This window comes from Cytobacillus oceanisediminis (genome assembly GCF_022811925.1).
GTDB lineage: Bacteria > Bacillota > Bacilli > Bacillales > Cytobacillaceae > Cytobacillus > Cytobacillus oceanisediminis_D.
This window is the reverse complement of the sequence record NZ_CP065511.1, coordinates 3,009,270-3,032,162: the sequence shown is the minus strand read 5'-3', so window position 1 is coordinate 3,032,162 and position 22,893 is coordinate 3,009,270. Positions and strand designations below refer to the sequence as shown.

Genomic DNA, 22,893 nt, shown 5'->3' with positions numbered 1-22,893 from the left:
TGACGTTAAGAAAAATAGTTTGATATAGTTAACAAGCCGTTTAGCAAATGGAGGTGTGCTGCGGAATTTGGAAACGCTGATAAATGAAATCATTAATATCTTTACAGCAAAAATTGAAGGGATATTCTTTTCCTAATGAAGGAGTATTACGAGTGAATAATCAATACAAAGCAGGGACCATTGCAAATAGGCAGATTAAAGCGGTTCCGGCAGTACAGAAGCAAGTTAAAACAGGCCCGATCATGGCGGCACTTTTGGTCGCAGGGTTTGTCGGACTTTTCAGTGAAACGGCATTAAATATTGCTTTAGGCGAATTAAGCTTCATATTTAGCGTTGATGCAACTGTCATTCAGTGGCTGGCAACAGGATATTTCTTGACTCTGGGGATTTTGGTGCCGGTTACAGGCATTATGATGCAAAAATTTACAACCAGGCAAATGTTTATGGCTTCAGTGCTGTTATCCATTATCGGAACTGTCATGGCTGCGACAGCCTCCGTATTTCCAGTTTTACTAGCAGGACGCATTATTCAGGCAGCAGGATTAGCGATTAATTTACCCCTGACGCAAAATGTCATTTTCACTATTTTTCCTCCTGATAAACGCGGCGGGGCAATGGGAATCATGGGATTGGTCATGCTGGCAGGACCGGCGCTGGGTCCAACATTGGCAGGTCTCATTTTAGATACACTCTCATGGCATTGGATCTTCTGGTTTACGATTCCTTTCCTCCTGTTTTCTTTACTATTTGGGTTTTCGTATTTGCCGAATGTAAATGAGATACTGAAAGTTTCCATTGATGTATTATCGGTTTTCCTCTCAACGATCGGGTTCGGGGGAATCGTCTATGGAGTGAGTGCTGGCGGCGAGCATGGCGGATGGACAAGTACTTCTGTCATCATATCGATCATAGCAGGGATTCTGGCACTCATTATTTTTGCTGTGCGTCAGACAAAATTGGATGTGCCGATGCTCAATTTGAAAGCATTCAAATATCCGCTGTTTGTTCTGGGTGTATTTATGAGTTTTATCACGTTCTTTAATATGCTGTCCATGCTTGTCATTTTACCGATGTACATGCAAATGGCTTTGATCATCGCAGCATTCACAACCGGACTGGTTCTATTGCCGGGGAGCCTGCTAAACTGCATTCTGGCTCCGGCAATCGGGCGATTATTTGACAGATTTGGACCGAAAGCAGTCATCACACCCGGAACCATTTTGGTTGCGGTTGGATATGGAGCTTATTCCCAGTTTGGAACAGACACAGCTTTATGGATGATTGTGTTAACCCATATGATCATGATGCTGGGGATTGGGGCAGTGCTGGCATCTGTGCAGACAAACACTCTGAATTCCCTTCCGAGACAATACTATCCAGACGGGATTGCATTGACGCAAACAGTGCAGCAAGTGTCCGGAGCTATTGGGATTGCCATTATGGTATCCCTTATGGCCGCAAAGCAAAATAGTTACCTGGCAGCTGCCGCAGGAGAACCGGCACAGGCGGCGGCAGCGGGCTCGGCACTGGTATTTAAAATTAGTTTGGCCTTAGCCATACTTAATATAATCTTGTCACTTTTTATGAAGAAACCGGAATAAATTCTGGCAAAAAACGCTTGAATGTTTATTAAACAACTCAAGCGTTTTTCTTATGATCTTCTATAAAGCTCTTAATTTTAAAAACAACTTCCGTTCCGATATGCATTTCAACTTCACTAACTTTCTTCCGGATCAGTTTTTCTTCAACCCCTATTATTTGATAAAACTCCATTAAAACCTGATGATCCTGAAATAGGTTTTTGCCAATTTCTAAACCTTGTTCTGTCAGTTTTACTGTTCCATAGGGCTGAAAGTGAATGTAACCGCCTGATTTAAGCTTTCCGGCCATTTTAGATGCAGCTGAGACGGTGACCTTCAATACCTTTGCAATGCCGGAAATGGTCGCATGCCCATGTGCTTCCTGTAATAGATAAATCTCCAGAATATATCTCTTTGAACTAATGTGGATCACATGATTCACCTGCTTGCTGGAATTGTGCCATTCACAACTAAAAAATAAGCAGAAGGGTACATAAGCATAAGAATCGTGCCCTTCAAAGGAAAAAGTCAGAACTGAAGGGCATGAATAAGTGAGAATCGTGCCCTTTAAAGGAAAAAGTCAGAACTGAAGGGCATGAATAGGTGAGAATCGTGCCCTTCAAAGACAAAAGACAGAGCTGAAGGGCATAAAAGCATGAGAATCGTGCCCTTCACAAGCAAAAGAATGAGCTCAAGGGCATAAATGAGTGAAAATCGTGCCTTTCATTGCTTACAAGACTAAGAGAAAGGTAACAATGAAGAATCAAATCCCCCCACCCTGGCTATCCACCCATTCTGTTTCAAAAATTCATCTACCGGGTCAAGCCTTCTTTAATGGTTTTAATATTCCATTCCATCATAGAGATGTACGTATCGCCATCTTCACCCGGCTTTGCCAGAGAGTCTGTAAACACTTTTCCCATGATCGGAACATTGGTTTCATCGGATACGGATTCCATGCTTCTTGCGTCAATGCTTGTTTCCAGGAATAGACCTGTAATTCCTTTTTCATTGATAATATCCACAATTCTTGTTATTTGTTCTGGTGTTCCCTGGTTTTCCTGGTTGATTTCCCAAATGTATTCTGCCTGGAATCCGTAGGCTTCGCTGAAATATTTAAAAGCACCTTCACTTGTAACAAGAACCCGTTCATTTTCTGGAATTTCATTAAATTGTTCGACCGCTTCATCATGCAGCTCCTGAAGCTTTGCAATATATTCTTCTGCGTTTTTCTCGTAAATCTCTTTGTTGTCTGGATCTGCTTTAATAAGTCCATCTCTGGCATTTTCCGCGTATTTGATCCCATTTCGGATGTCCAGCCATGCATGGGGATCTTCTTCACTTTCTTTGCCTTTTGTGGTTAAGTGCATGGCATCAACGCCTTTGCTCATCAGGAAGACTGGCGCATCTTCACCGTCTTTTCCGGCAGTTTCCATCAGCTTATTGAACCATGAGTTGCCGGCTTCCAGATTCAGGCCGTTGTAAAATACAGCATCTGCATCGGTTGTTTTTTGCACATCCTCAGGAAGCGGGTCATATTCGTGGGGATTGGAGCCAATGGGTGCTAAACTATGAATCTCAACTAAATCCCCGCCTACATTTTTAACAATGTCATACACAATCGAATAGGTAGTGACAACTTGGATTTTTCCATCTTCATTTGCTGATGTGCTGCTTTTTCCGCTGCTGCAGGCTGACAGGAATAACACAGAAAGAAGGGATGCAGCTAATAAAAGAATGCCTTTTTTAATCATAAGTTTTACCTCCTGAAAAATTTGATTTTATTAAAATTAAACTAATGAAGCTCTCTTTTTCTTTACTTTCAGCGTTTTCCAAATTAGCCCATGCTTAGGTGAGAATAAGAAAACGAGAATGAAAATAGCAGTAGATGATATGACAATCGTTGCTCCAGAAGCTAAGTTGTAGGTGAAGCTAAAGTAAAGTCCCACGATGGATGAAATCACACCAATGCCAGAGGCAAGGAAAATCATCATCCACAGCCGCTCGGTTAAGAGATAAGCTGCCGCTGCAGGGGTGATCAGCATGGCAACAACCAGGACAATCCCAACTGTCTGGAGGGATGCAACGGTTACCATGGTCAAGAGAGTCATTAGGAAATAATGAATGAAACGAACTGGCAGTCCGTAAGCTGCTCCCATCGTTTCATCAAACGATGTGACCAATAATTCTTTGTAAAAGAGGTAAACAGCCGCCAATACAATAAGGCTGATGCCCAAAGTGATCCACATGTCGGATAATCTTACTGCCAGTACATTACCAAATAAAATATGGTATAGATCTGTACTGCTTTTTAGCATGGTAATAATAATGATTCCTGAAGCAAATGCCGCTGTAAACATAATTCCAATCGAGGTATCATGCTTAATCCGGCTGTTTTGGGATACAAAACCAATGGCGATAGCTGTGATCACTCCGCTTATGACTGCGCCAAAGAAGAAGTTAACTCCCAGCATATATGAAATAGCGACGCCCGGAAGTACAGCATGTGATATGGCATCTCCCATGAGAGCCATTCCTCTCAGGATGATAAAGCACCCAATGACTCCGCAGATAATTCCTACCATAACCGAGGTTAATAACGCTTTTTGCAGAAAGCCATATTGCATGACCGCTTCAATAAAAGCCATTATAGCGACACCCCAATCTCATTCATAAAAGCAAATTGCCCCTTGTATGCTTTTGCAATTACTTCAGGTTTAAACACTTCTTCAACGGTCCCAAAACTGATCAATTCCTTATTAAGGAGAATTAACTGATTGAAATAATCATTTGCTTTACTTAAATCATGGTGTACAACAATCACTGTTTTTCCTTGTCTGCACAGCTCCTTCAAAATGTTCACAATGGTTTCCTCACTGGATACATCAACTCCAACAAATGGCTCATCCAGAAAGAACAAATCCGCTTTTTGAGCAAGTGCTCTCGCCAGAAAAACTCTCTGCTGCTGGCCGCCTGATAGTTCCCCAATCTGCCTTCTGCTGAACTCCTGCATGCCAACTCGCTGAAGACATTCCATGGCCCACTCTTTATCCTTTTTCTTTGGACGGCGGAACAGTTTTAAATGGGGGTAGGTCCCAATAAGAACCGCATCAAGCACAGTGATTGGGAAATCCCAGTCAATGTCATTCCGCTGCGGCACATAGGCGATACTCTTGCGCACTTCAGCAATAGGTTTTCCCAGCACTTTTACCGCACCTTTATCTTTTGGTATGAGATTTAGCATGGCTTTTAAAAAAGTCGATTTTCCTGCGCCATTCGGCCCGATAATTCCTACCAAATTGCCTGTAGTAACAGAAAGGCTGACTCCTGTCACCGCTTCATTTCCGAAATAGGAAACATGCAAATCCTCTATGCTAATTGCTGGATCCTTCATTATTTTATCCCCCTTTATTTCCCATATTTAAATTGATTCAAATTAATTGTTTATGCGCAATTATACGTCACATGGACAAGATTTATGGATTTATTAAAAAGTTTTGCCTTAATGCAAATTATATGCGATTACTAAACAATGTCAACACAAAATAATTATTTTTACAGAAAGTTTAATGTTGGCATTAAAATAGGAGAATTATGAAATCAGGCTCTGGCATTCAATTTGTTTAATGGTAAAATTAGGGGTGTTATACTATCTGTATAAGTTAATTGATTGTAATTTTGTAAATATATGAAACTTTTTACCCTTTTTGATCGTTTAATTAGTATAAGGCGGGATATGTGCGTATGATCGATGATGTGTGGACTGCCCTGATGGTTATGATCTTTTCTTACGTATTGGGGAGTGTAACCGGGGCTTATTATGTGGTTAAATACATAGCAAAAGAGGATATAAGAAAAAAGGGGAGCGGGAATGTAGGGGCTACCAATGCAGGCAGAGCAATCGGCAAGAAGGGGTTCTTGCTTACAATAGCAATTGATGCTGGAAAGGCATGGGCCGCTTTATATGTAACTGGACTCATGTTTGAAGGTGATGGTTTATTAATCCTTAGCGCAGTTTTCGTGCTTATTGGCCATTTGTTTCCTATTCAGCTGGGTTTTCATGGGGGAAAAGGAGTGGTTGTCTACTTGGCTTCTGCTTTGTTTTTGGAGCCCATGACAATAGCGATAATGGCTATCACGATGGGAATTGCCTATGCAGTTCTCCGGAAGTATACACGATCGGGTTTTATCGCTATGGCTTCCATTCCCATAACAGCCTGGGTGATTGGTGATTCATTCATCATTTCTGCAGGCCTTCTGCTGCTGCTTTTGATTGTTCTAATTTCCCATACCCATTTCATCATGCCTAAACATAGGAGGTAAACTGTGAATATTATCTGCAAAATCGCAACCGAACCTAATGAATTTGAACAAATTCATCAGCTGAACTACCAGACATTTGTGGAAGAAATTCCTCAGCATAAGCAAAATGAAGATCAGCATTTAATTGATAAATTTCATGAAGAAAATACATATGTCATTGCCAAGGCTGGCGAGGAAGTTGCCGGAATGATCGCGATCCGCGCCAAAAGGCCATTTTCGCTTGATTATAAACTTCCTAATCTCGAAGAATACTTGCCTGTTAAAGGAGAATTTTGTGAGATCCGCTTGCTGTCAATCAAAAAAGAGTATCGAAGCACCCGTGTTTTTTATCAGCTTTGTGAAAAGCTTGTAGAGCTTTGCCTCGAAAAAAATTATACGATGGCGCTGATATCGGGCACGGTCAGACAGCAGAAATTGTATAAGCGGATTGGGTTTCTGCCTTTTGGTCCTCTGACAGGAGAGGAGGGAGCCCAGTTTCAGCCCATGTATTTAACAAAAGAGAACTTCGAACGCTCAACTAAATCCTTTGAACGCTTAATGGCCAGAAATTCAGGACCCGCCAGGCATTCATTTTTGCCGGGTCCTGTGCCCATTCATGCAAAAGTGAAAAGTGCTTTTTCAAAAGAAGCCGTATCTCATCGCAATCATGATTTTATCAGCGGTTTGAAGGACTTGCGTTCTCAATTATGCAGGATGACAGATGCCTCTCATGCTGAAGTTGTTGTTGGCACGGGAACACTTTCCAATGATCTTGTGGCAGCACAGCTGAAAAACATCGAGGGGGATGGGCTGATCCTGGCCAATGGTGAATTTGGCTTTCGTCTCATTGATCATGCCAGAAGGTTTCAATTATCTTTTCAAACGATTGAAAGAGAGTGGAATGAACCGATTACCCACGAAGAAATTGCATACATGCTGAAAGAAAACCCCTCCATAAAATGGGTGTGGACCGTGCATTGTGAAACTTCAACTGGGTATGTATTCGATATCAGCGGCATTCAGGAGCTATGCGAGGAGCATGGTGCCGAGCTTTGCGTGGATGCGTGCAGCACGGCCGGCATTATTCCGCTGAACCTTAAGAATATTTATTTTGCATCGACCGTCAGCGGAAAGGGATTTGGTTCCTATCCGGGTCTGGCAATCGTGTTCCATCGTGACAAGATTAAAGAGAACAGCGCAGTTCCAAGATACTTGGACTTAAAGATGTACGAAGAAAACCAAAGCATTCCATACACCCATTCTTCCAATCTGGTCAACGCATTAAAAGAGAGCATTAAGCTGATAGATTATGAGAAAATAAATCTTTTGGCTGGAATAGCAAGGAAAAAGCTGAAAGACTGGGGATTTTCCGTTCTTGGCGACGACGATTATTCGCCTGGCATCCTGACTATCAGTCTGCCGCAGAGCATTTCCAGCAGGGAATTTGGAGACGCATGCAAACAGATAGGAATTCTTTTAAGCTATGAAAGCAGGTACCTGCTTGATAGAAATTGGGTTCAGGTGGCTCTTATGGGGGCACAGGATGAGCAGAAGGTCATGTCATCCCTCGAAATGATGGCAGGTATTTTAGAAAAACAATATGAAAAGCGGTATGATTATGAAGTTATTTAAAAAGCTTTCACCCATTTGGTTTGCCGTCATTTTTATCTGGATAAAAACGGTCATTGTATCCTTTATCGGATTTAATCTGCATCCGGAGAACTGGACTGATATTTTATTTATGCTTTTAAGCCCGATTGGGGCCATAATGGCCATTCTTGGGGTTAATATATATTTTAAGCGAAAGGTGAAACCGGCAGCCATTTTTGCAACGATGGTGATTTTGACAGGCATTCTTTTTGGGGATTTGCTTTATTATCGTTTTTATACTGATTTTGTAACCGTTCCGATCCTTTTTCAGTTTAAAAATGTCGGAGGGATTGGACCGAGTACACTTGAATTGATTAGCCCATGGGATCTTCTGTTATTTGCTGATCTGGCTATTTTTTGGCTTTTCTATATAAAACGGAAATCAGTGCATGAGCAAATTACAGCTAAATCCAAAAGATTTTACACGGCTGTCAGTGTGTTATTTGTATTCATGACCATCATTCTCGGCATGGTGAAAGTGCCTCATTTATTTTCGGAATCATACAATCGCCAGCAGCTTGTTAAGCATATTGGCTTGTATCAGTATCATCTCTATGATATTGGCATCGCCGCATCATACCCGCTCAATCGCGCTTTTGCCAGTCCATCTGACGCAGAAGCCTCAGCGGAGTATGTCCAATTTCAAGAAGATAAGCCATCAGATTACTTTGGTGCGGCAAAAGGAATGAATGTCGTTCTGATCAGTATGGAGTCCACACAGAATTTTGTTATCAACCAGAAGGTGAATGGCCAGGAAATAACGCCATTCCTTAATTCATTGATTGAAGACAGCTTTTATTTCAGCGGGGTCTATGATCAGACAGCACAGGGGAAAACGTCCGACTCGGAATTCATGATCGATACAGGCCTTTATCCATTATCCAGCGGATCTGCATTTGTCAGAAAAACGGAGAACGCTTATCGAAGCTTGCCGCATATTCTATCTGATGAGGAGTATTACTCAGCCGTTTTCCATGGGAATGATGCTTCGTTCTGGAATCGGGAGGCCATGTATGATTCTCTGGGGTATAATCGTTATTTTTCAAAAGCAGATTATTTGGTCACAGAAGAGAACTCAGTGAACTACGGCATAAAGGATATCTCATTCTTCCAGCAATCCATACAGCATCTGGAAAAACTGCAGAAGCCTTTCTATGCCAGGTTTATCACACTGACAAACCACTTCCCATTTTTGCTGGAGGAGGAAGATCAGTTCATTCCTGAAGCCAGCACGAGTGAAATGGTCGTCAATCGCTATGTGACCACCGTTAGATATCAGGATGAAGCCATTAAAACATTCTTCCAGGACTTAAAAGCAAGCGGACTCTATGAAAATACAATGTTTGTATTGTACGGCGACCATTATGGCATCTCGGACAAATACGAACATGGCGTTCTGGAGCTGCTGGGGCAGGAAGATACCATTGTTAACCGCATGCAGCTGCAGAGTGTGCCGCTGATTATTCATGTGCCGGGAGTGGAAGGCAAAACGTTTTCGAACATTGGCGGGGAAGTCGATATTAGGGCAACGATCCTTCATCTGCTCGGAATTAGTTCTGAGGATAACTTCAGCTTCGGGCAAAACCTTTTTACAAGGGATCCCAATCATCCAGTTATTTTCCGGGATGGAAGCTTTATGGCTAGAGACTATTTTTACAAAGCGGGTAAATGCTTCAAAAGCGAATCGGAAGAAGAAACAGACATCAATAGCTGTGAACCATTAATGGATATCTCGAGAAAAGAGCTTGGGTTGTCTGATGATATTGTGCATGGGGATTTGATGAGGTTTATGGAATAAAATAGTAAATAAAGAGAGGATTGCAAGGAATCCGTTTTTGACCGCTAAGAGAAGTGATTAGTATTACTGGTATTTTAGGAATGCTGCCAATAGGCAATAAGATTCATTAAAAAGAAAATTTGCGTAATATTATTAAGGTGGTTCCAGCTATTCGCTGGAGCCATTTTCTTTGCAGATTCGTGAAAAATCTTCATATGCTTTGTTCTACTTAATCGATTCTACGGTAAGAATAATTTGGGAATTTTTTTTAAAAAAATTGAGCCAGAAGAGGATATTCGAAAAAATGAATCTTTCCCCAATTTAAAAAAAGATTTCTTCATCAGGGTGCTTATCCAAGCATTCTTTCATATAATGCATATTTTAAAGTAAATGGGACAAGGAGGTGATTTAGATGTCATGTGGAAGAAGAAGATTTGATGATGTAGCAGGTGCATTTGATCGTGATGACAGAAGAAGAAGAGATATTGATGTGGATAATGTGTTTATCCGTGCGAATAGGGTTATTGTTGTCGAGGATGATAGAAGAGATCGCAGAAGAAGTGATGATGATAGAAGACGGAGAAATAGGTGTCCATGGTAAACTGAATTTAAGGGTTTGGTCAAAGCTGTTGAGAATTTGCTTTCTCAACAGCTTTTTCATATTTATTTAGTCCAGCTTCGTTTTCATATAGTATGTCATATACTCAGATGTGCACGTCCAGGCAGAATTTATGGCTGTTAGATGTAAAATCCTGGCTGCAGCAAATCGGAGAAATATAATATTATAATAAAGAAGGATCCAGCTTGCATGTTGTTATGCTGGCTGAATCCCAATGCATTTTAATTTAGTTTTCTGCTTGCCTTATATAGGAGAAATGGATCGATAGATGCGTTTGATTGTTTCCATATGCATCGCTTCATGATAAAAGCCAAATAGAAATGCCTCTCCAGTTGTGTGAAAAGTTATTCCACCGCGATTTGTATATGGGCTGGGCAGTTTTTGGTGAAGACGACCATGAAGAAATGTCTTTATTCTGGGTTTTTGTTCGGATAAGACAGATGCAATTTCCTTGAATGAAGGCGGTGTATCGGTCCAATCGGCAGGCTTTGTTCCGGCGCCAAATAACCGTTCATAGTTCATCGGGACGTTCATTTCTTCACCTGATATTCCAAAGACCAGCTTTTCCTGTACAAATGCAATGTGACCGAAATTCCAGCGGATACTATTGTTGAACCCTTCGGGAATGATATCAGAAATTTCTTCTGGAATACGTATGATCGATTTTTCAGTTATGCCCCGCACTGTTTCCATATGGTTAAAAATAGTCTGTTCCAAGAAACTCACCCTCCATTTTCATGCTCACTGCATAAAGTTCTAGGCATTCACTTCATTTTCCTACATCTAAATATATTTTTATCTTTGAAAATTAATAACCTTAAGTCTCAAGTCCTATAAGCATATACAGCGCAGGCTTCTTAATCTAGAGACCGTGTATCTTTATTATAAAAATATAATCATATTTTGATAAGGAGATATGTTATGTCTAATCAAAAAATCTATATACTCCTTACGGATACTGGAACGTTATTTACCCGGCTTATTAAGCTTTACACAAAAAAGCCGTATAATCATGCTTCTATCTCACTTGATCCTGAATTAAAAGAAGTTTACAGTTTTGGCAGAAAAACGGCGAAAAATCCATTCATAGGCGGTTTTGTTAAAGAAAATATCCGAGGAGAATTTTTTAGTAACTCAAGGTGCACAGTCATTAGCTGTTCTGTTACAGATGCACAGCAGAACAAGCTTAGAGCATTCATAAACAAGATAGAATCAGAAAAAGACGTTTACGGCTATAATCTGCTGGGGCTATTTGCGATCATGTTTAATAAACAACTCTCAAGAAATAATGCTTTTTTCTGCTCTCAATTTGTAGCAACTGTCTTACAGAGGAGTGAAATTGTCCATTTTACTAAACCGCCCTCACTTGTTATACCGCATGAGTTTATGGAAATGGAAGATTTCCATGTTGTTTTTCAGGGAAACCTGAAAGAGTATTTTCTGAATATAGACAGCCGGACTATAGATATAAACACATACATTTCATCCCATGGCCAGGAACAGTTCGGACAATCAATGGCAATTTCCTAATGTGCTGCAATTAATTTCGATTCTTTTTATACGCTAAAGGTGTCATATTCATAGACTTGCGGAATTTTTCAATAAAGTAACTGCTGCTGTTGAATCCTACTTTAAAGGCAACTTCTGTGACATTCGAGTCTCTTTCTTGTAGCAGGGGGAGACTTTTTTGTATGCGATAATGAATCAAGTAGTTAATTGGTGTCGTCTTTAAGATTTTTTTAAAATATCTGCAGCATTCAGAATTACTCAGCCTGCCGGCTTTGGCAATATCAGCAAGAGTAACTTTTTCAGCGGAATGCTGATGAATCCAATTCAGCATTTCCTTCATCCGCATATGCTTTTCAACTTCAGTCTGGCTGTATTCCAATTGGAATCCGTTCCTGATTAACTGCTGCCAAATGAATGTCAGCAGACTGGTTATGTTAATCTCGTAAAATGGAGGATTGTCATTAATTAATTTCTTGATTTCCATGATGCTTTCTAATATGCTTTTTCCCCAATCCTCCCTGCGGTTCAGGATTATGTATGGAAGATTTGTTGCTGATATATATGGATAAATATAGCTGCTGTATAATTCCTGGGGAAGCAGGAAATGAGGGGAAACATTTAAACAAATATAAACGCAATCTCCGTTTAAATCCTCGGCCGAATGGAGACAGCCGCTATTGATGAAAATGCCCTCACCTTCTTTAACTGCCAATTTTTCCTCATTGATTTGGACAATAGCTTCGCCTTTTACTGACAGGATAAATTGAATTTCCTCATGCCAGTGCAAAGGGATTATGCCATGGATATTATCTGCAATTTTCGTTTCGTAGCAGGCCACAGGCATCACCACCGTCCTGTGGCTCGTCAGCTCTTTCAGGCTTTCATCCACTTTAAAATCTTTAATCTGCAAAAAAAGCCACCTCAATATAGTTATATTTTTTTATTCTATTTTGCTATTTTTATCACAGGATTTGAATTATTATAACACTATTATTATATTTAAGGTGGAATTTAACATGAATGGACGTTCAAGGAGCACGGGTTTATTGCTTGTTATTTTTGGAGCTTCATTTTGGGGTATAGGCGGAACAGTTGCCCAAAAGCTTTTTCAGGAATTTGGAATCTCTGTTGATTGGCTTGTCACTGTCCGGCTTCTGACAGCAGGTGTTCTTCTGTTAGCCGTTCAATTTCTGCTGAAAGACCGCTCTCAGGTATTTGGAGTCTGGAAGAATAAAAGGGCAGCCATCATGCTCTTGATTTTTGGCCTGGCAGGCATGCTAGCCGTGCAGTATACCTATATGGCTTCCATTCATCATGGCAATGCGGCTGTTGCCACATTGCTTCAATATCTGGCACCGGCTATGATTATTATTTACCTGGTTTTACGGAAACAATCGGTATTTTCAAGACAGGATTTTGTAACAGTTTCCCTTGCCCTGGCAGGATGCTTCTTTCTTTTGACCAACGGTTCTGTTTCTCAGCTGTCCGTACCGGCACCTGCAATTGTATGGGGAGTTCTATCTGGTGTGGCACTCGCATTTTATACTTTATATGCTGTCCCGCTGCTGAAGGAATATGATTCCCTTGTGGTGGTTGGATGGGCGATGGTCATTGGCGGATCTGCATTGAGTTTCATCCATCCCCCTTGGCAAATGGATTTCGGCAGCTTAACGGCTGAAGCATACCTGTATTTGATTTTTGTTATTATTTTTGGAACAATGCTTGCATTCTGGTTCTATATTGAAAGTCTCCAAACCCTTTCTCCAACGGAAACCAGTCTTTTAAGCAGCCTGGAGCCCCTCGCGGCAGTATTTACTACTGTTATCTGGCTGAATGAACCATTCGGCATGTTCCAATGGGCGGGTACAGCCTGCATCTTTGGCATGATTATGCTGCTGGCTTTGAGTAAAAAGAAACCTGCAAAGAATAGTGATTGTGCTGAAAACGAAGAGCCGTTAAGAGTGAGCTGAGAACCAGTCCCTAAGGGGGCTGGTTTTTTCATACTTAGGTTTGGGTAAAAGCTGATGTTGGACATCAAAACGATTTCGCTCATAAAATAAGGTTTTCGCTCATAAAACGAAGAAAATCGCTCATAACTAAGAATTTCCGCTCATAACCTCTTTAATTTTAAATCTTAATAAATTCTCCGCTATAATTTTGCTCACACTAAGCATTATATTTTCCTAAATTTATTTCGGTTGTTAAAATAAAATCAATTCTTCAAGAAGGAGATAATAAAATGACAAATATACAAATACCTGTTTCTGTTTTGAATCTTGCCCCGATACGAGAGGGGAAGGAAAGCAGGCAGGCGATCGAGGATCTTGTTGATCTGGCTCAGGCAACAGAGGAGATGGGCTACAAACGCTATTGGATAGCGGAGCATCATAATACTCCAACACTGGTCAGTTCTGCCACTGCTATTTTAATAAAACATGCATTGGAACATACAAAAACCATTCGCATTGGCTCCGGCGGAATTATGCTGCCGAACCATGCACCATTAGTTGTTGCCGAGCAATTCGGAACGATGGCGACCATTTATCCGGATCGCGTCGATCTTGGTCTCGGTAGGGCACCTGGTACGGATATGATGACGGCTAATGCGCTTCGCCGCTCGAAAAATGATTCTGTTTACACATTCCCAGACGATGTTAAGCAGTTGCTGACATACTTTGGTCCATTAGAGGAGCAAAGCTATGTAAAAGCACACCCGGGAGTGGAAACTAACATTCCGATTTATATTCTTGGTTCTTCGACAGATTCTGCCTATTTGGCTGCAGAGCTTGGGCTTCCATATGTATTTGCCTCACACTTTGCGCCAAGATGGATGGAGGATGCCATCCGGATCTACCGTGCCAACTTTAAGCCTTCGAAGTATCTCGATAAGCCATATATGATGGTTTGCTTAAATGTCATTGCAGCGGAAACGGATGAAGAAGCCGAATTCTTATCTACCACGATGAAGCAGTTCTTCTTGAATGTTGTCAGAGGAACTTCCATGAAATTGAGCCCCCCAGTCGAGGACTTGGATTCGATCTGGAACCCAATGGAGAAGGAAGCGGCAGAGGGGATGTCAAGCGTGACCTTTATGGGCAGCAAAGAAACAGTCAAAGGGCAGCTGGAACAGTTCCAGGATATGTACAATGTCGACGAAATCATGGCGGTATCATATATCTATGATGAAGAAAAACAAAGACGTTCCTATGAAATATTTAAAGAAATTACAGACGGCAAATGAGCGGGGAAATTATCCCCGCTTTTCGTATTTCTCGGGAAAGCGCAGGATTAGACTTTTCTTGCACTCAGCGGTCGTATCGTGACTTTTATTGGCGAAAAATGAAAATCCCCGGAAATTATGGGATATCTATGGTTTGCTGTTTGTACAGGGCGGGATTGGCTGTACTATTCAAACTCTGTGCAGACGCCCACAAATTCGCCAGGAAGCGCGGCATCATCTGCTGTGAAGGAAGAGTGCCATATCTTGAAAAGTAAACAAACAGTTTCAAATAAGTTCTAGCATTATTCGGCAGGTGAATTTCCCTTGCGTAGTATTCATTTTCCGTGATGGTCGCAAAAGAACGGGTTTCAAAGCCTGAAATAAACCGTGTGCTCTTTCCGTTGTATTCATTTTGAATGTAATGGATTTTTTTAATAATCGTGGGATCATCAGAGCCATCAAAATTGGCCAGTCTTGCCTGCCGAAATGCGGGAACAGAAGACAGGTTTTCTGATAAAGCAAAAGCGTGCCCGTATGCTTTATCATGTCCTTCATATAGCGGCCTGATATTTACACTCTCCATGAAATCCACTAGCGGCAATTCCTTATTTTTCAAATAGGGCGGCCTGAAAATTTGTCTGGAAAGCTTAAGCTCATCAAGTGAATCACAAACAAATGATGTGAAAAAATACCACTGCCCATTGTCATCCAGGCTGACATCATAATCCTGTCCAACTTTTTCAATCCGGTAATCAATAAATCGGTCTTCACGGTCGAAAGTAAAATCCGATTGTTCTTTTTCTGCTGGACTAAATCCATAAGGAATCTGAATCGGTACACAAACCTCTGAGAAGTATTGATTTTTCATGCTGATACACACCTTACATTCTTTTTATTAGTTTTCCCTGCTATAGAAAATACCCTGCAGTTTTCTTAGTCATGCCAAAAAGTGAGGATAATTTCCTTTAGTTATATAAAAATAATAAAAACTAAATGGAGAGGACATTGATAATGAAAAAATGCATTTTTCTAGTCTTCAGTCTTGCATTAATTTGGCAATTCAATTGGACCCCTGTACATGCGGAAAACAATCCCCGAAATATTTATGAGGTAAAGCAGGGGGATACCCTGACATTCATTGCAAAAGAATATGGATCAACAGCAGGGGACTTAAAGCAATATAACGGCTTGCAGTCAGACAGACTTTTAATAGGGCAAAAGCTCCGTGTTCCAATCATGTACAAAGTGGCACCCGGAGATACACTCTGGAAGCTGGCGGAAAAATTTGATTCAGCCGTGCCGATTATTAAAGCAGCTAACGGGCTTTCTGCCGACGGTTTGAATGCAGGGCAAAAATTAAAAATTGTTCCTAAGAAATTAGCCATGGATGGAAAGTTCGTCCTCATGACGAGAGAGGAATTCCGGGATTGGATTTTCAATCAGAAATTTACGAGAAAGGTGGCAAAAGTTCAGCAGCATCACACCTATCAGCCATCTTACAAACAGTTCAATGGCTCAAACCATTTTGCTTTAATGAAGGGAATGGAGGAGTATCATGTAAGCGGCATGAAGTGGAGCATGATCAGTCAGCAATTGACCACTTTCCCGGATGGAAAGGTGGCTGTGGGGAGGCCGTTCGATATAGCACCGGAAGGATCATTTGGACTGCAGAATAAAGAAGCTATGCACAAGATTGAAGCGGATGCGATAGCAATTGAAAATCTCGGGAATTTTGACGATAATCATATGACTGCTGAACAAAAAGAAACGATTGTGACAGTCACAGCTCTTCTGATGCTGAAATATGGCCTGGCGCCATCCATTGACAGCATCACCTATCACCATTGGTGGGATATTAACTCCGGTGAACGGGTGTTGGATAGCAGTCATGGACATGCAGTGAAAACCTGTCCCGGCACTGAATTTTTTGGGGGGAATTCTACTGCAAACGCTAAGAATAACTTTTATCCCCTAGTTCGGAAAAAAATGCAGGAAACCAGAGGAACTTTGCACTAAAAAGAAAAACCCGCAGAATTGGCGGGTTTTTCTCATCGCTTTTTCTTTTTCTTTTTATCAGCTTCTGCTGCAAGCTTCGCTTTATTTACATTTTCAAGCTCTACCTGTACATGAATTTTACTTTCCTCAACTGCCGTTACGCTGGTCACTTTGCCTTTGCGTCCTTTAATTTTGACCTCTTCGCCTTCATTTGGAACACTTTTGCAAAGCTGATTTAATAAAACATTTCTCCCATCAAGATAATACACTGTAAACATTCTCATCTCACCTTTTCCTATGGAATGTGGTACAAGTTATTGCACCTTTTCTATAAAATATAGGCTTAGTGATAAAAATAGACCGATTATATTTATTTTTTCAAATAACAGTTGCGAACGTATGTTCTTTGTAGTAAAATCAATTTTGTAATAAATGTTAAAAAAAATGAAAAAATTAGGGGAGCTGAGTAAAATGACAGTTAAAGTGATTCCTTATTTAGTGATGGACGGAAATGCGAATGAAGCAATTGAATTTTACAGAGAAGCGTTAGAAGCGGAAGTTCTGTATAAGCAAACATTTGAGGAAGGGCCGGAAAACCCTGAATATCCACTTCCTGAAGAAGCAAAGAACCGCATTATGCATGCAACTGTAAAGGTTGGGGAGAATGAACTCATGTTTAGCGATACATTCCCAGGCCAGAATCATCGAATAGGCAATCAGGTGACCATCTGCCTCTCTACATCAGATTCTCAAAAATCGAAAAAATTTTTTGAAGCACTTCAGCAGGGCGGGCAAGTGACCATGCCTCTTCAGGAAACATTTTTCAGCCCTGCGTATGGCAGCGTAATTGACAAATTCGGAGTGAATTTTCAAATCTATACAGAGGGCGAGCATTGATTCGGGCAGAGAAATAGAAACCACTCCCTAGAATAGGAGTTAGATGATGAGCATCGTTAATTATCTTGGCTGTAATTTTTTATTGCCAGCAAGTGATCCTGAGAGTGATAATGAAATCATCGTAGGTGATTTCTTCTCTGATGATGAAATGAGAGCAGAGGTACATAAACATCTATCAGCAAAATATATCTGCGAAGTAACTTCGAGTCAACACGGCAGTATTTGGTTTAATAAATACTACAAGCAGGATTATCCAAAAGGTCACGAAGAAGGGCAGCAAATTTTCAAATCATTATGTGCTTTTTTAGATCAGCACCTTGCATCAGGGGATTATTGTGAACTGTATACTTGCTGGGTTGGCGACGAATCGGAAGAACCTGAATACAAGGACTGTATTAACCTTCATGACTTTGATATCGATAAGATTGAAGTACTTGAAAAATCATTGCTTGTCATCAACAAATAAATGTCTGTTTGAGCCATTCCTTTATGGAGGAGGAATCGGCTCTTTTTTAATGAACTTGTTTAATTTTGGCTTGGTCATAGTTCATGATAGAAATATCTATTTAGAAAAAGAGAGGGAATTTTATGATAATAAAATCAAAAGAATACATAGTTAAAAAATTGAACTATATGATAAGATCTGCTGTCGAGGAAGATGCAAAGGAACTATCTGAAGTAAGGGTGCAGATTGATGGCGAAACGGAGAACATGGACCGGGAAGCAGGCGAAGCATACATAGATGAAACAGGTTTTAAGGAGTTAGTTAATAAAGATTCCATTAGCGGCCGGAATATATTTTTGGTTGCTGAAGTGAATGGGAAAATTGCTGGCTTCTCCAGATGTGAAGGCAGAGAACTGAAAAGAAGCGGTCATAAAGTGGAATTTGGAGTATGTGTGCTCAAGGAATTCTGGGGCTTTACTATTGGAAAAAACCTTTTAGCTCAGTCTATTCAATGGGCGGACTCTAATCATATTAAGAAGATTACTTTAAATGTTCTTGAAACAAACGAGAAAGCGATTAAGCTGTATGAGCAAAATGGCTTTGAAATTGAAGGAATATTAAAAATGGATAAGCAGCTGTCTGATGGCAAATATTACAGCACCATCGTAATGGGAAGGATTAATGATAAAACTCTAAGGTGAATATTTTTGCTCGTATCAAAGCAAGAAGAGAACACATGAAGGAGCTAAAGCATAAAACACGGCGGAGCCGGCCCGAAGCACTTTGGTTCGCTGTTTTCTTGGACATCAAATCCCAGTTTTCATACCGGGACCCCGGAACTGCTTCTCGTCATTTCCACAACACCGTACCCCTTATATAATAATTGAATATAATTTAACATACGTCAGCTAAGGAGTATGTTATGGACAATCAACTAAAAGAGATCGTCGGAGCCACTTTAGCTGCGATAGGAACGATCATTTCAGCTGTCTCAACCATACCCGTAAAGTCAGAAAAAATGGAAAAACTCTTTGATGGCCTTGATATCGTGGGAAACAGCCTACAAGGAACAGGTAACGCTCTTCAGGCGGATGGGCAGAGCGGACCATCACTTGAAAAGGTCGGCAATGAGATACAGGCAATCGGAAACAGTACTGTCATTGCCGGGTTAACTTTAGACTTAGAGGATGAAAATGAAGAGAAATTAGTGATCGCAGGAAACTGGATTCAGGCTCTAGGCGGAGCGACAGCTCTTGGAGATGAATTTGAAGATCCCACTGCAGCCGGTCAGCTTTTTAATATTAATGGCAATCTGCTTCAATCGATTGGCAATTCCCTTCAGGCAATCGGCGGTACGACAAATCTTAGAGAAAAAGAGAGGGGAGAATCGGGAGAAAGCGCAAATAATATTATTGCCATTGGAAGCTGGATTCAGGCAGTCGGTTCTGTCTTATCCCTAATTGGCGAGCTTCAGGAGAAGAATCAGGAGATTTCTTCTGAGAGCAGTGAAGAAAAAAACAATGAACCTGACTCAAAATCTTCTGTGTGGCTAAATAACGAACTTCTTTAGAGAGGGGAAAACATGTATCTAGAAGGAGATGATCTATTAACTATCGGAGCTTATTTGTTGGTAGCGGGCACTTTTATTTCTGCGATTGGTGAAACCATGAAGCCAGATGAAAACAATTTCAGCAAAAAATTAATACGGGACGGAAACGGAGTCCAGGCGGTTGGCAATAGCCTGCAGGGGTTTGGAAGGATAAGCATAGCTGAAGGAAATGAAGAAGCAGCTAATTTATATGGAATTATCGGAAGCTTTACGCAGGCAGGCGGCAATTCCATCAACACTGCTGCAAACAATATCGAAATTCAAAATCCATCAGTTTCTGTGTCAGGCTTTAATTCTCTGGGCAGTACCATTCAATCCATGGGTGCAGCATTGGAAGCTGCGGGAGTTGAAAACGGGGAAAACAATATGCTCAGCAATCTCGAGACACTGGGCTACTCATTAATTTCCGTATCGGCTATCCTCGACGCTATAGGAATTCTTATAGAAGATGAAAAGAGCATACAAAAAAGACTGCTTCTGGCAGCAGGGGGATGGCTGGAATTCATTGGTGCATCTCTTGGCGCTTATGTAATAATCCAGGCAGCTGAGGAAACTGTATGATTTTGCATTAATAGAGAAAATAGACGGTTATTATGATGATATCAGTTGATATGTGTCGAATAGCTATGTACTAGCAGGTGGTATCTTTGTGCTAATGTGTCGAATTTACGGTGATTGTACGAAAAAACCTGGAATAACACTACTCCAGGCTAACTTACAGTTTTATTATACCCCTTCAAACAAAACGGCTACTCCTACGCCTCCTCCGCTTCCAATGGCAGCTAATACATATTTGGAAGGAGGTCTTCTCTGGACATCATAAAATAATTTTGTAACCATCACAGCACCTGAAGCTCCGTAAGGGTGGCCAATTGTTAGAGCACCTCCATTAACATTCAGTTTTTCATATGGAATTGAAAGCTCATTGGCGCATGCTGCAATTTTTGAAGCGAATGCTTCATTAATTTCTATTAAATCAATATCGTCAATCGTTAAATAATTTCTTTCCAGGATTGCTTGTATTGCTGGGACAGGCGCAGATCCCGGATAGTTGGGGTGTACACCAGCTGCTGCACTATCGGCAAAACGCAGAATTGGCCTGTATCCATTTTTAATTGCTGTTTCTTCCTCCATCACCAGCACAGCAGATGCCCCGTCATGGATGCCGCAGCTATTAGCTGCTGTTACAGTGCCATCCCTTTTAAATATAGGCTTTGCACGTTTTAGAAGGGTATCCATTTTTCTTTTTCTAAAAAACTCTTCATCATGCAGATGGCTTCCAATTGGGATCATTTCATCTGCCAGCAGTCCCTTTTCAAAAGCTTTCCAGCTCCGTTCATAGCTCAATTGTGCATATGTATCCTGACTTTCCCGTGATATGTTGTATTTCTCGGCTACATTTTCCGCTGCTGCACCCATATCGGGGTCTCCGATTTTGTCCGGGGAGAAGCGGGCCCTTTTGGAAAAGGGTGAGGTGCTGGCACTTTCCGTACCACCCGCTATATAACAAGTCCCGGCACCTCCCTGGATGTAATAGCATGCCAATCGAATGGCTTCAAGACCGGCACTGCATTGCCTGTCCAGGGTTAAGCCCGGAACAGACAGAGGGAGTCCTGCTTCCAATGCTGACAAGCGGGCTACATTCCCGCCAGGTCCCACGACATTTCCCAAAATGACGTCATCAATTTTTTCTTCTAAACCTTCAGCCAGATAATTCAGAAGCGGGGCAGCAAGTTCATGAGGCTCATAGTCCTTAAGCATGCCATTTACTTTTCCAATAGGTGTTCTTTTTGCCTGTACAATCACTGCTTTCTTAATGGCTAATCACCTTTCTTTCGATGGATTCCTTCAGCTGGGCACGGGCAATTTTTCCGCCGGCTGTGTAGGGCATTTCTTCAATGAAGATCCATTTGCGCGGTACTTTGTAGGAGGCTAGATGATTTTTGCAAAGGCGTTTTAACTCAAGGGCATCCGTTTTGCCTTTAATAATCGCTACTGCTATTTGGCCCCAATATGGATCCTCCATCCCAATCACAGCAGCCTCCTCGACAGCAGGATGCAGGATAATCACTTTTTCAATTTCTTCAGGGAAGATATTAATGGCGCCATATAAAATCATGTTCTTTTCCCGCCCGCTGATGTATAAATATCCTTCATCATCAACATAGCCCATATCATCGACGGTTGCCCATCCATTTTTATCCTTTATGGAATGTATTGTGTCATTTAATAGGTAACCATCGAAAATGAGGTCGCTCCTGACGTATATTTTACCAATTTCATAGGGAGCCAGATGTTCTCCGCTTGTTCCTCTGATTTCGATTTCAACACCATGGCATGGCTTGCCGACTGATCCTGATTTCTGCTCATCTGCAAGAAACGTTACATAACTTAATTCACTGGCTCCATAAAATTCGATCATGGAAAGGCTTGGAAATACTTTGCTGATTTCTAGTTTTGAAGTTTCGTCCCATTTTGCACCTGAAGAAATAATTTTGATTGGCTTCTCTATGATTCTTTTTTCTTTTAAAATAGCTGACACCATCGTCGGAACCGTATAAATTGCGGTGATTGGCCGCTCCTCAATACATAAGAGGGCCTGGGCTGCACTGAATTTATCGAGCAGGTGAACTGTTCCGCCCGTACATAGCGTACTGACAGCACCATACAAAAAATGAGAGTGGATAAGTGCACCTGGAATCAGGACGTTTTCCTTCTCATTCATTTTAAAATCATGATAGTTAATATTGAAGCTAGCCGCCCAGGATTTATGGGAGCGGATAAACGCTTTAGGGCTTCCGGTCGTACCGGAAGTAAATCCCATATAAAATGGAAGGTTACTTTCTGAATCGATGTAATATGTAGGGCTTTGTCCGACGATATTCTCAAAAGCATCCTCCCATATGAGGACGAAAGGGTGCAAGCGGGCAATTTGGTCATAGTATTCTTTAACTGTAATCACAACAGAAGGGGGGGATATCTCGATCCTCTTTTTAAGTTCATCGGCTTTCCATTTTAAGTCATAAGGAACAGCTGTCCATCCAGCCATGGAGGCACCTGTGAATAATTGCAGAAAGGGAATCCCATTTGGCAGAAGGAATCCGACAATTTTATTGGACAAAGAAACGGAGTCAAACCAATTAGCCGTTTTGCATAGCAGAGTGCTCCACTCTTTATAGTTTAAAGTTTGGTTTTTCGTAATGATTGCTGCTTTCTTCGGAGATTCTTCGGCGAGTTTTTTTATATTGGATGTTATATTGGTCAACGGGTTGTTCCTCTCCTTATGGAAA

24 protein-coding genes are annotated in these 22,893 nt (G+C 41.1%); 14 read left to right on the top strand and 10 right to left on the bottom strand.

The window, feature by feature from the left end; all coding sequences use genetic code 11:
- Positions 1–242 precede the first annotated feature (242 nt).
- Positions 243–1,601, top strand: a complete 1,359-nt coding sequence (locus IRB79_RS15340) for a DHA2 family efflux MFS transporter permease subunit (RefSeq protein ID WP_243509439.1) — start codon at positions 243–245, stop codon at positions 1,599–1,601.
- A 37-nt stretch (positions 1,602–1,638) separates the two neighbouring features.
- Here the strand turns inward: IRB79_RS15340 and IRB79_RS15335 are convergent, their stop codons facing one another.
- The 4 genes from IRB79_RS15335 to IRB79_RS15320 form a co-directional block, all read right to left on the bottom strand.
- On the bottom strand, positions 1,639–2,013 hold the full coding sequence (locus tag IRB79_RS15335; RefSeq protein WP_243503325.1) for a metal-dependent transcriptional regulator: 375 nt from the start codon (positions 2,011–2,013) through the stop codon (positions 1,639–1,641).
- Positions 2,014–2,392: 379 nt separating this feature from the next.
- Positions 2,393–3,334, bottom strand: coding sequence for a metal ABC transporter substrate-binding protein (locus tag IRB79_RS15330; RefSeq protein ID WP_243503324.1), 942 nt, complete (start codon positions 3,332–3,334; stop codon positions 2,393–2,395).
- 36 nt (positions 3,335–3,370) lie between these two features.
- The gene (locus tag IRB79_RS15325; protein WP_243503323.1) at positions 3,371–4,228 is read right to left on the bottom strand and encodes a metal ABC transporter permease; all 858 of its coding nucleotides are present in this window, start codon (positions 4,226–4,228) and stop codon (positions 3,371–3,373) included.
- Positions 4,228–4,974 (bottom strand): metal ABC transporter ATP-binding protein, encoded by a 747-nt coding sequence (locus IRB79_RS15320; RefSeq protein WP_243503322.1) that lies wholly within the window; start codon positions 4,972–4,974, stop codon positions 4,228–4,230. Before IRB79_RS15320 ends, IRB79_RS15325 begins: the two co-directional genes overlap by 1 nt.
- Positions 4,975–5,324: 350 nt before the next feature.
- Between IRB79_RS15320 and IRB79_RS15315 the strand changes: the two genes are divergently transcribed.
- The 4 genes from IRB79_RS15315 (at position 5,325) to IRB79_RS15300 (ending at position 9,910) form a co-directional block, all read left to right on the top strand.
- Complete coding sequence (locus tag IRB79_RS15315) at positions 5,325–5,903, top strand: glycerol-3-phosphate acyltransferase (protein ID WP_243503321.1); 579 nt, start codon at positions 5,325–5,327, stop codon at positions 5,901–5,903.
- Positions 5,904–5,906: 3 nt separating this feature from the next.
- Complete coding sequence (locus IRB79_RS15310) at positions 5,907–7,514, top strand: aminotransferase class V-fold PLP-dependent enzyme (protein ID WP_243503320.1); 1,608 nt, start codon at positions 5,907–5,909, stop codon at positions 7,512–7,514.
- Positions 7,501–9,330 (top strand): LTA synthase family protein, encoded by a 1,830-nt coding sequence (locus tag IRB79_RS15305; protein WP_243503319.1) that lies wholly within the window; start codon positions 7,501–7,503, stop codon positions 9,328–9,330. Before IRB79_RS15310 ends, IRB79_RS15305 begins: the two co-directional genes overlap by 14 nt.
- Positions 9,331–9,721: 391 nt before the next feature.
- Positions 9,722–9,910 (top strand): hypothetical protein, encoded by a 189-nt coding sequence (locus IRB79_RS15300; protein ID WP_243503318.1) that lies wholly within the window; start codon positions 9,722–9,724, stop codon positions 9,908–9,910.
- Between the two features lie 261 nt (positions 9,911–10,171).
- Here IRB79_RS15300 and IRB79_RS15295 read toward each other — a convergent pair whose 3' ends face one another.
- Positions 10,172–10,645, bottom strand: coding sequence for a DinB family protein (locus IRB79_RS15295; protein WP_243503317.1), 474 nt, complete (start codon positions 10,643–10,645; stop codon positions 10,172–10,174).
- A gap of 204 nt (positions 10,646–10,849) precedes the next feature.
- On the opposite strand from IRB79_RS15295, the gene IRB79_RS15290 reads away from it, so the two are divergent.
- Positions 10,850–11,458: a hypothetical protein gene (locus tag IRB79_RS15290; protein ID WP_243503316.1), complete on the top strand. Its 609-nt coding sequence runs from the start codon at positions 10,850–10,852 to the stop codon at positions 11,456–11,458.
- Between the two features lie 10 nt (positions 11,459–11,468).
- Here the strand turns inward: IRB79_RS15290 and IRB79_RS15285 are convergent, their stop codons facing one another.
- Positions 11,469–12,347, bottom strand: a complete 879-nt coding sequence (locus IRB79_RS15285) for an AraC family transcriptional regulator (RefSeq protein WP_243503315.1) — start codon at positions 12,345–12,347, stop codon at positions 11,469–11,471.
- A 106-nt stretch (positions 12,348–12,453) separates the two neighbouring features.
- Here IRB79_RS15285 and IRB79_RS15280 point away from each other — a divergent pair, with 106 nt between their 5' ends.
- Together IRB79_RS15280 and IRB79_RS15275 are read left to right on the top strand one after the other, a co-directional pair.
- Positions 12,454–13,407 (top strand): EamA family transporter, encoded by a 954-nt coding sequence (locus tag IRB79_RS15280; RefSeq protein WP_243503314.1) that lies wholly within the window; start codon positions 12,454–12,456, stop codon positions 13,405–13,407.
- Between the two features lie 269 nt (positions 13,408–13,676).
- Complete coding sequence (locus IRB79_RS15275; RefSeq protein ID WP_243503313.1) at positions 13,677–14,678, top strand: LLM class flavin-dependent oxidoreductase; 1,002 nt, start codon at positions 13,677–13,679, stop codon at positions 14,676–14,678.
- Between the two features lie 115 nt (positions 14,679–14,793).
- Here IRB79_RS15275 and IRB79_RS15270 read toward each other — a convergent pair whose 3' ends face one another.
- A complete protein-coding gene (locus IRB79_RS15270; RefSeq protein WP_243503312.1) occupies positions 14,794–15,525 on the bottom strand; it encodes a hypothetical protein in 732 nt (243 codons plus the stop codon).
- Positions 15,526–15,668: 143 nt separating this feature from the next.
- On the opposite strand from IRB79_RS15270, the gene IRB79_RS15265 reads away from it, so the two are divergent.
- Positions 15,669–16,673 (top strand): LysM peptidoglycan-binding domain-containing protein, encoded by a 1,005-nt coding sequence (locus IRB79_RS15265; RefSeq protein WP_243503311.1) that lies wholly within the window; start codon positions 15,669–15,671, stop codon positions 16,671–16,673.
- A gap of 32 nt (positions 16,674–16,705) precedes the next feature.
- Here IRB79_RS15265 and IRB79_RS15260 read toward each other — a convergent pair whose 3' ends face one another.
- Positions 16,706–16,930, bottom strand: a complete 225-nt coding sequence (locus IRB79_RS15260) for a hypothetical protein (RefSeq protein WP_243503310.1) — start codon at positions 16,928–16,930, stop codon at positions 16,706–16,708.
- Between the two features lie 193 nt (positions 16,931–17,123).
- Between IRB79_RS15260 and IRB79_RS15255 the strand changes: the two genes are divergently transcribed.
- The 5 genes from IRB79_RS15255 (at position 17,124) to IRB79_RS15235 (ending at position 20,164) form a co-directional block, all read left to right on the top strand.
- A complete protein-coding gene (locus tag IRB79_RS15255) occupies positions 17,124–17,549 on the top strand; it encodes a VOC family protein (protein ID WP_243503309.1) in 426 nt (141 codons plus the stop codon).
- Positions 17,550–17,592: 43 nt separating this feature from the next.
- Entirely contained in the window at positions 17,593–18,015 is a 423-nt protein-coding gene (locus IRB79_RS15250) for a hypothetical protein (RefSeq protein WP_243503308.1), read from the top strand.
- Positions 18,016–18,137: 122 nt separating this feature from the next.
- Positions 18,138–18,695 (top strand): GNAT family N-acetyltransferase, encoded by a 558-nt coding sequence (locus IRB79_RS15245; protein WP_243503307.1) that lies wholly within the window; start codon positions 18,138–18,140, stop codon positions 18,693–18,695.
- Between the two features lie 221 nt (positions 18,696–18,916).
- Positions 18,917–19,564: a DUF6944 family repetitive protein gene (locus IRB79_RS15240; RefSeq protein WP_243503306.1), complete on the top strand. Its 648-nt coding sequence runs from the start codon at positions 18,917–18,919 to the stop codon at positions 19,562–19,564.
- Between the two features lie 12 nt (positions 19,565–19,576).
- The gene (locus IRB79_RS15235) at positions 19,577–20,164 is read left to right on the top strand and encodes a DUF6944 family repetitive protein (RefSeq protein ID WP_243503305.1); all 588 of its coding nucleotides are present in this window, start codon (positions 19,577–19,579) and stop codon (positions 20,162–20,164) included.
- A gap of 165 nt (positions 20,165–20,329) precedes the next feature.
- Here IRB79_RS15235 and IRB79_RS15230 read toward each other — a convergent pair whose 3' ends face one another.
- A complete protein-coding gene (locus IRB79_RS15230; RefSeq protein WP_243509433.1) occupies positions 20,330–21,421 on the bottom strand; it encodes an acetyl-CoA C-acyltransferase in 1,092 nt (363 codons plus the stop codon).
- Positions 21,417–22,868 carry an AMP-binding protein gene (locus IRB79_RS15225; RefSeq protein ID WP_243503304.1) on the bottom strand — a complete coding sequence of 484 codons (1,452 nt, stop codon included), beginning with the start codon at positions 22,866–22,868 and terminating at the stop codon, positions 21,417–21,419. The genes IRB79_RS15230 and IRB79_RS15225 overlap by 5 nt, the downstream gene beginning before the upstream one ends.
- Positions 22,869–22,893: the final 25 nt, after the last annotated feature.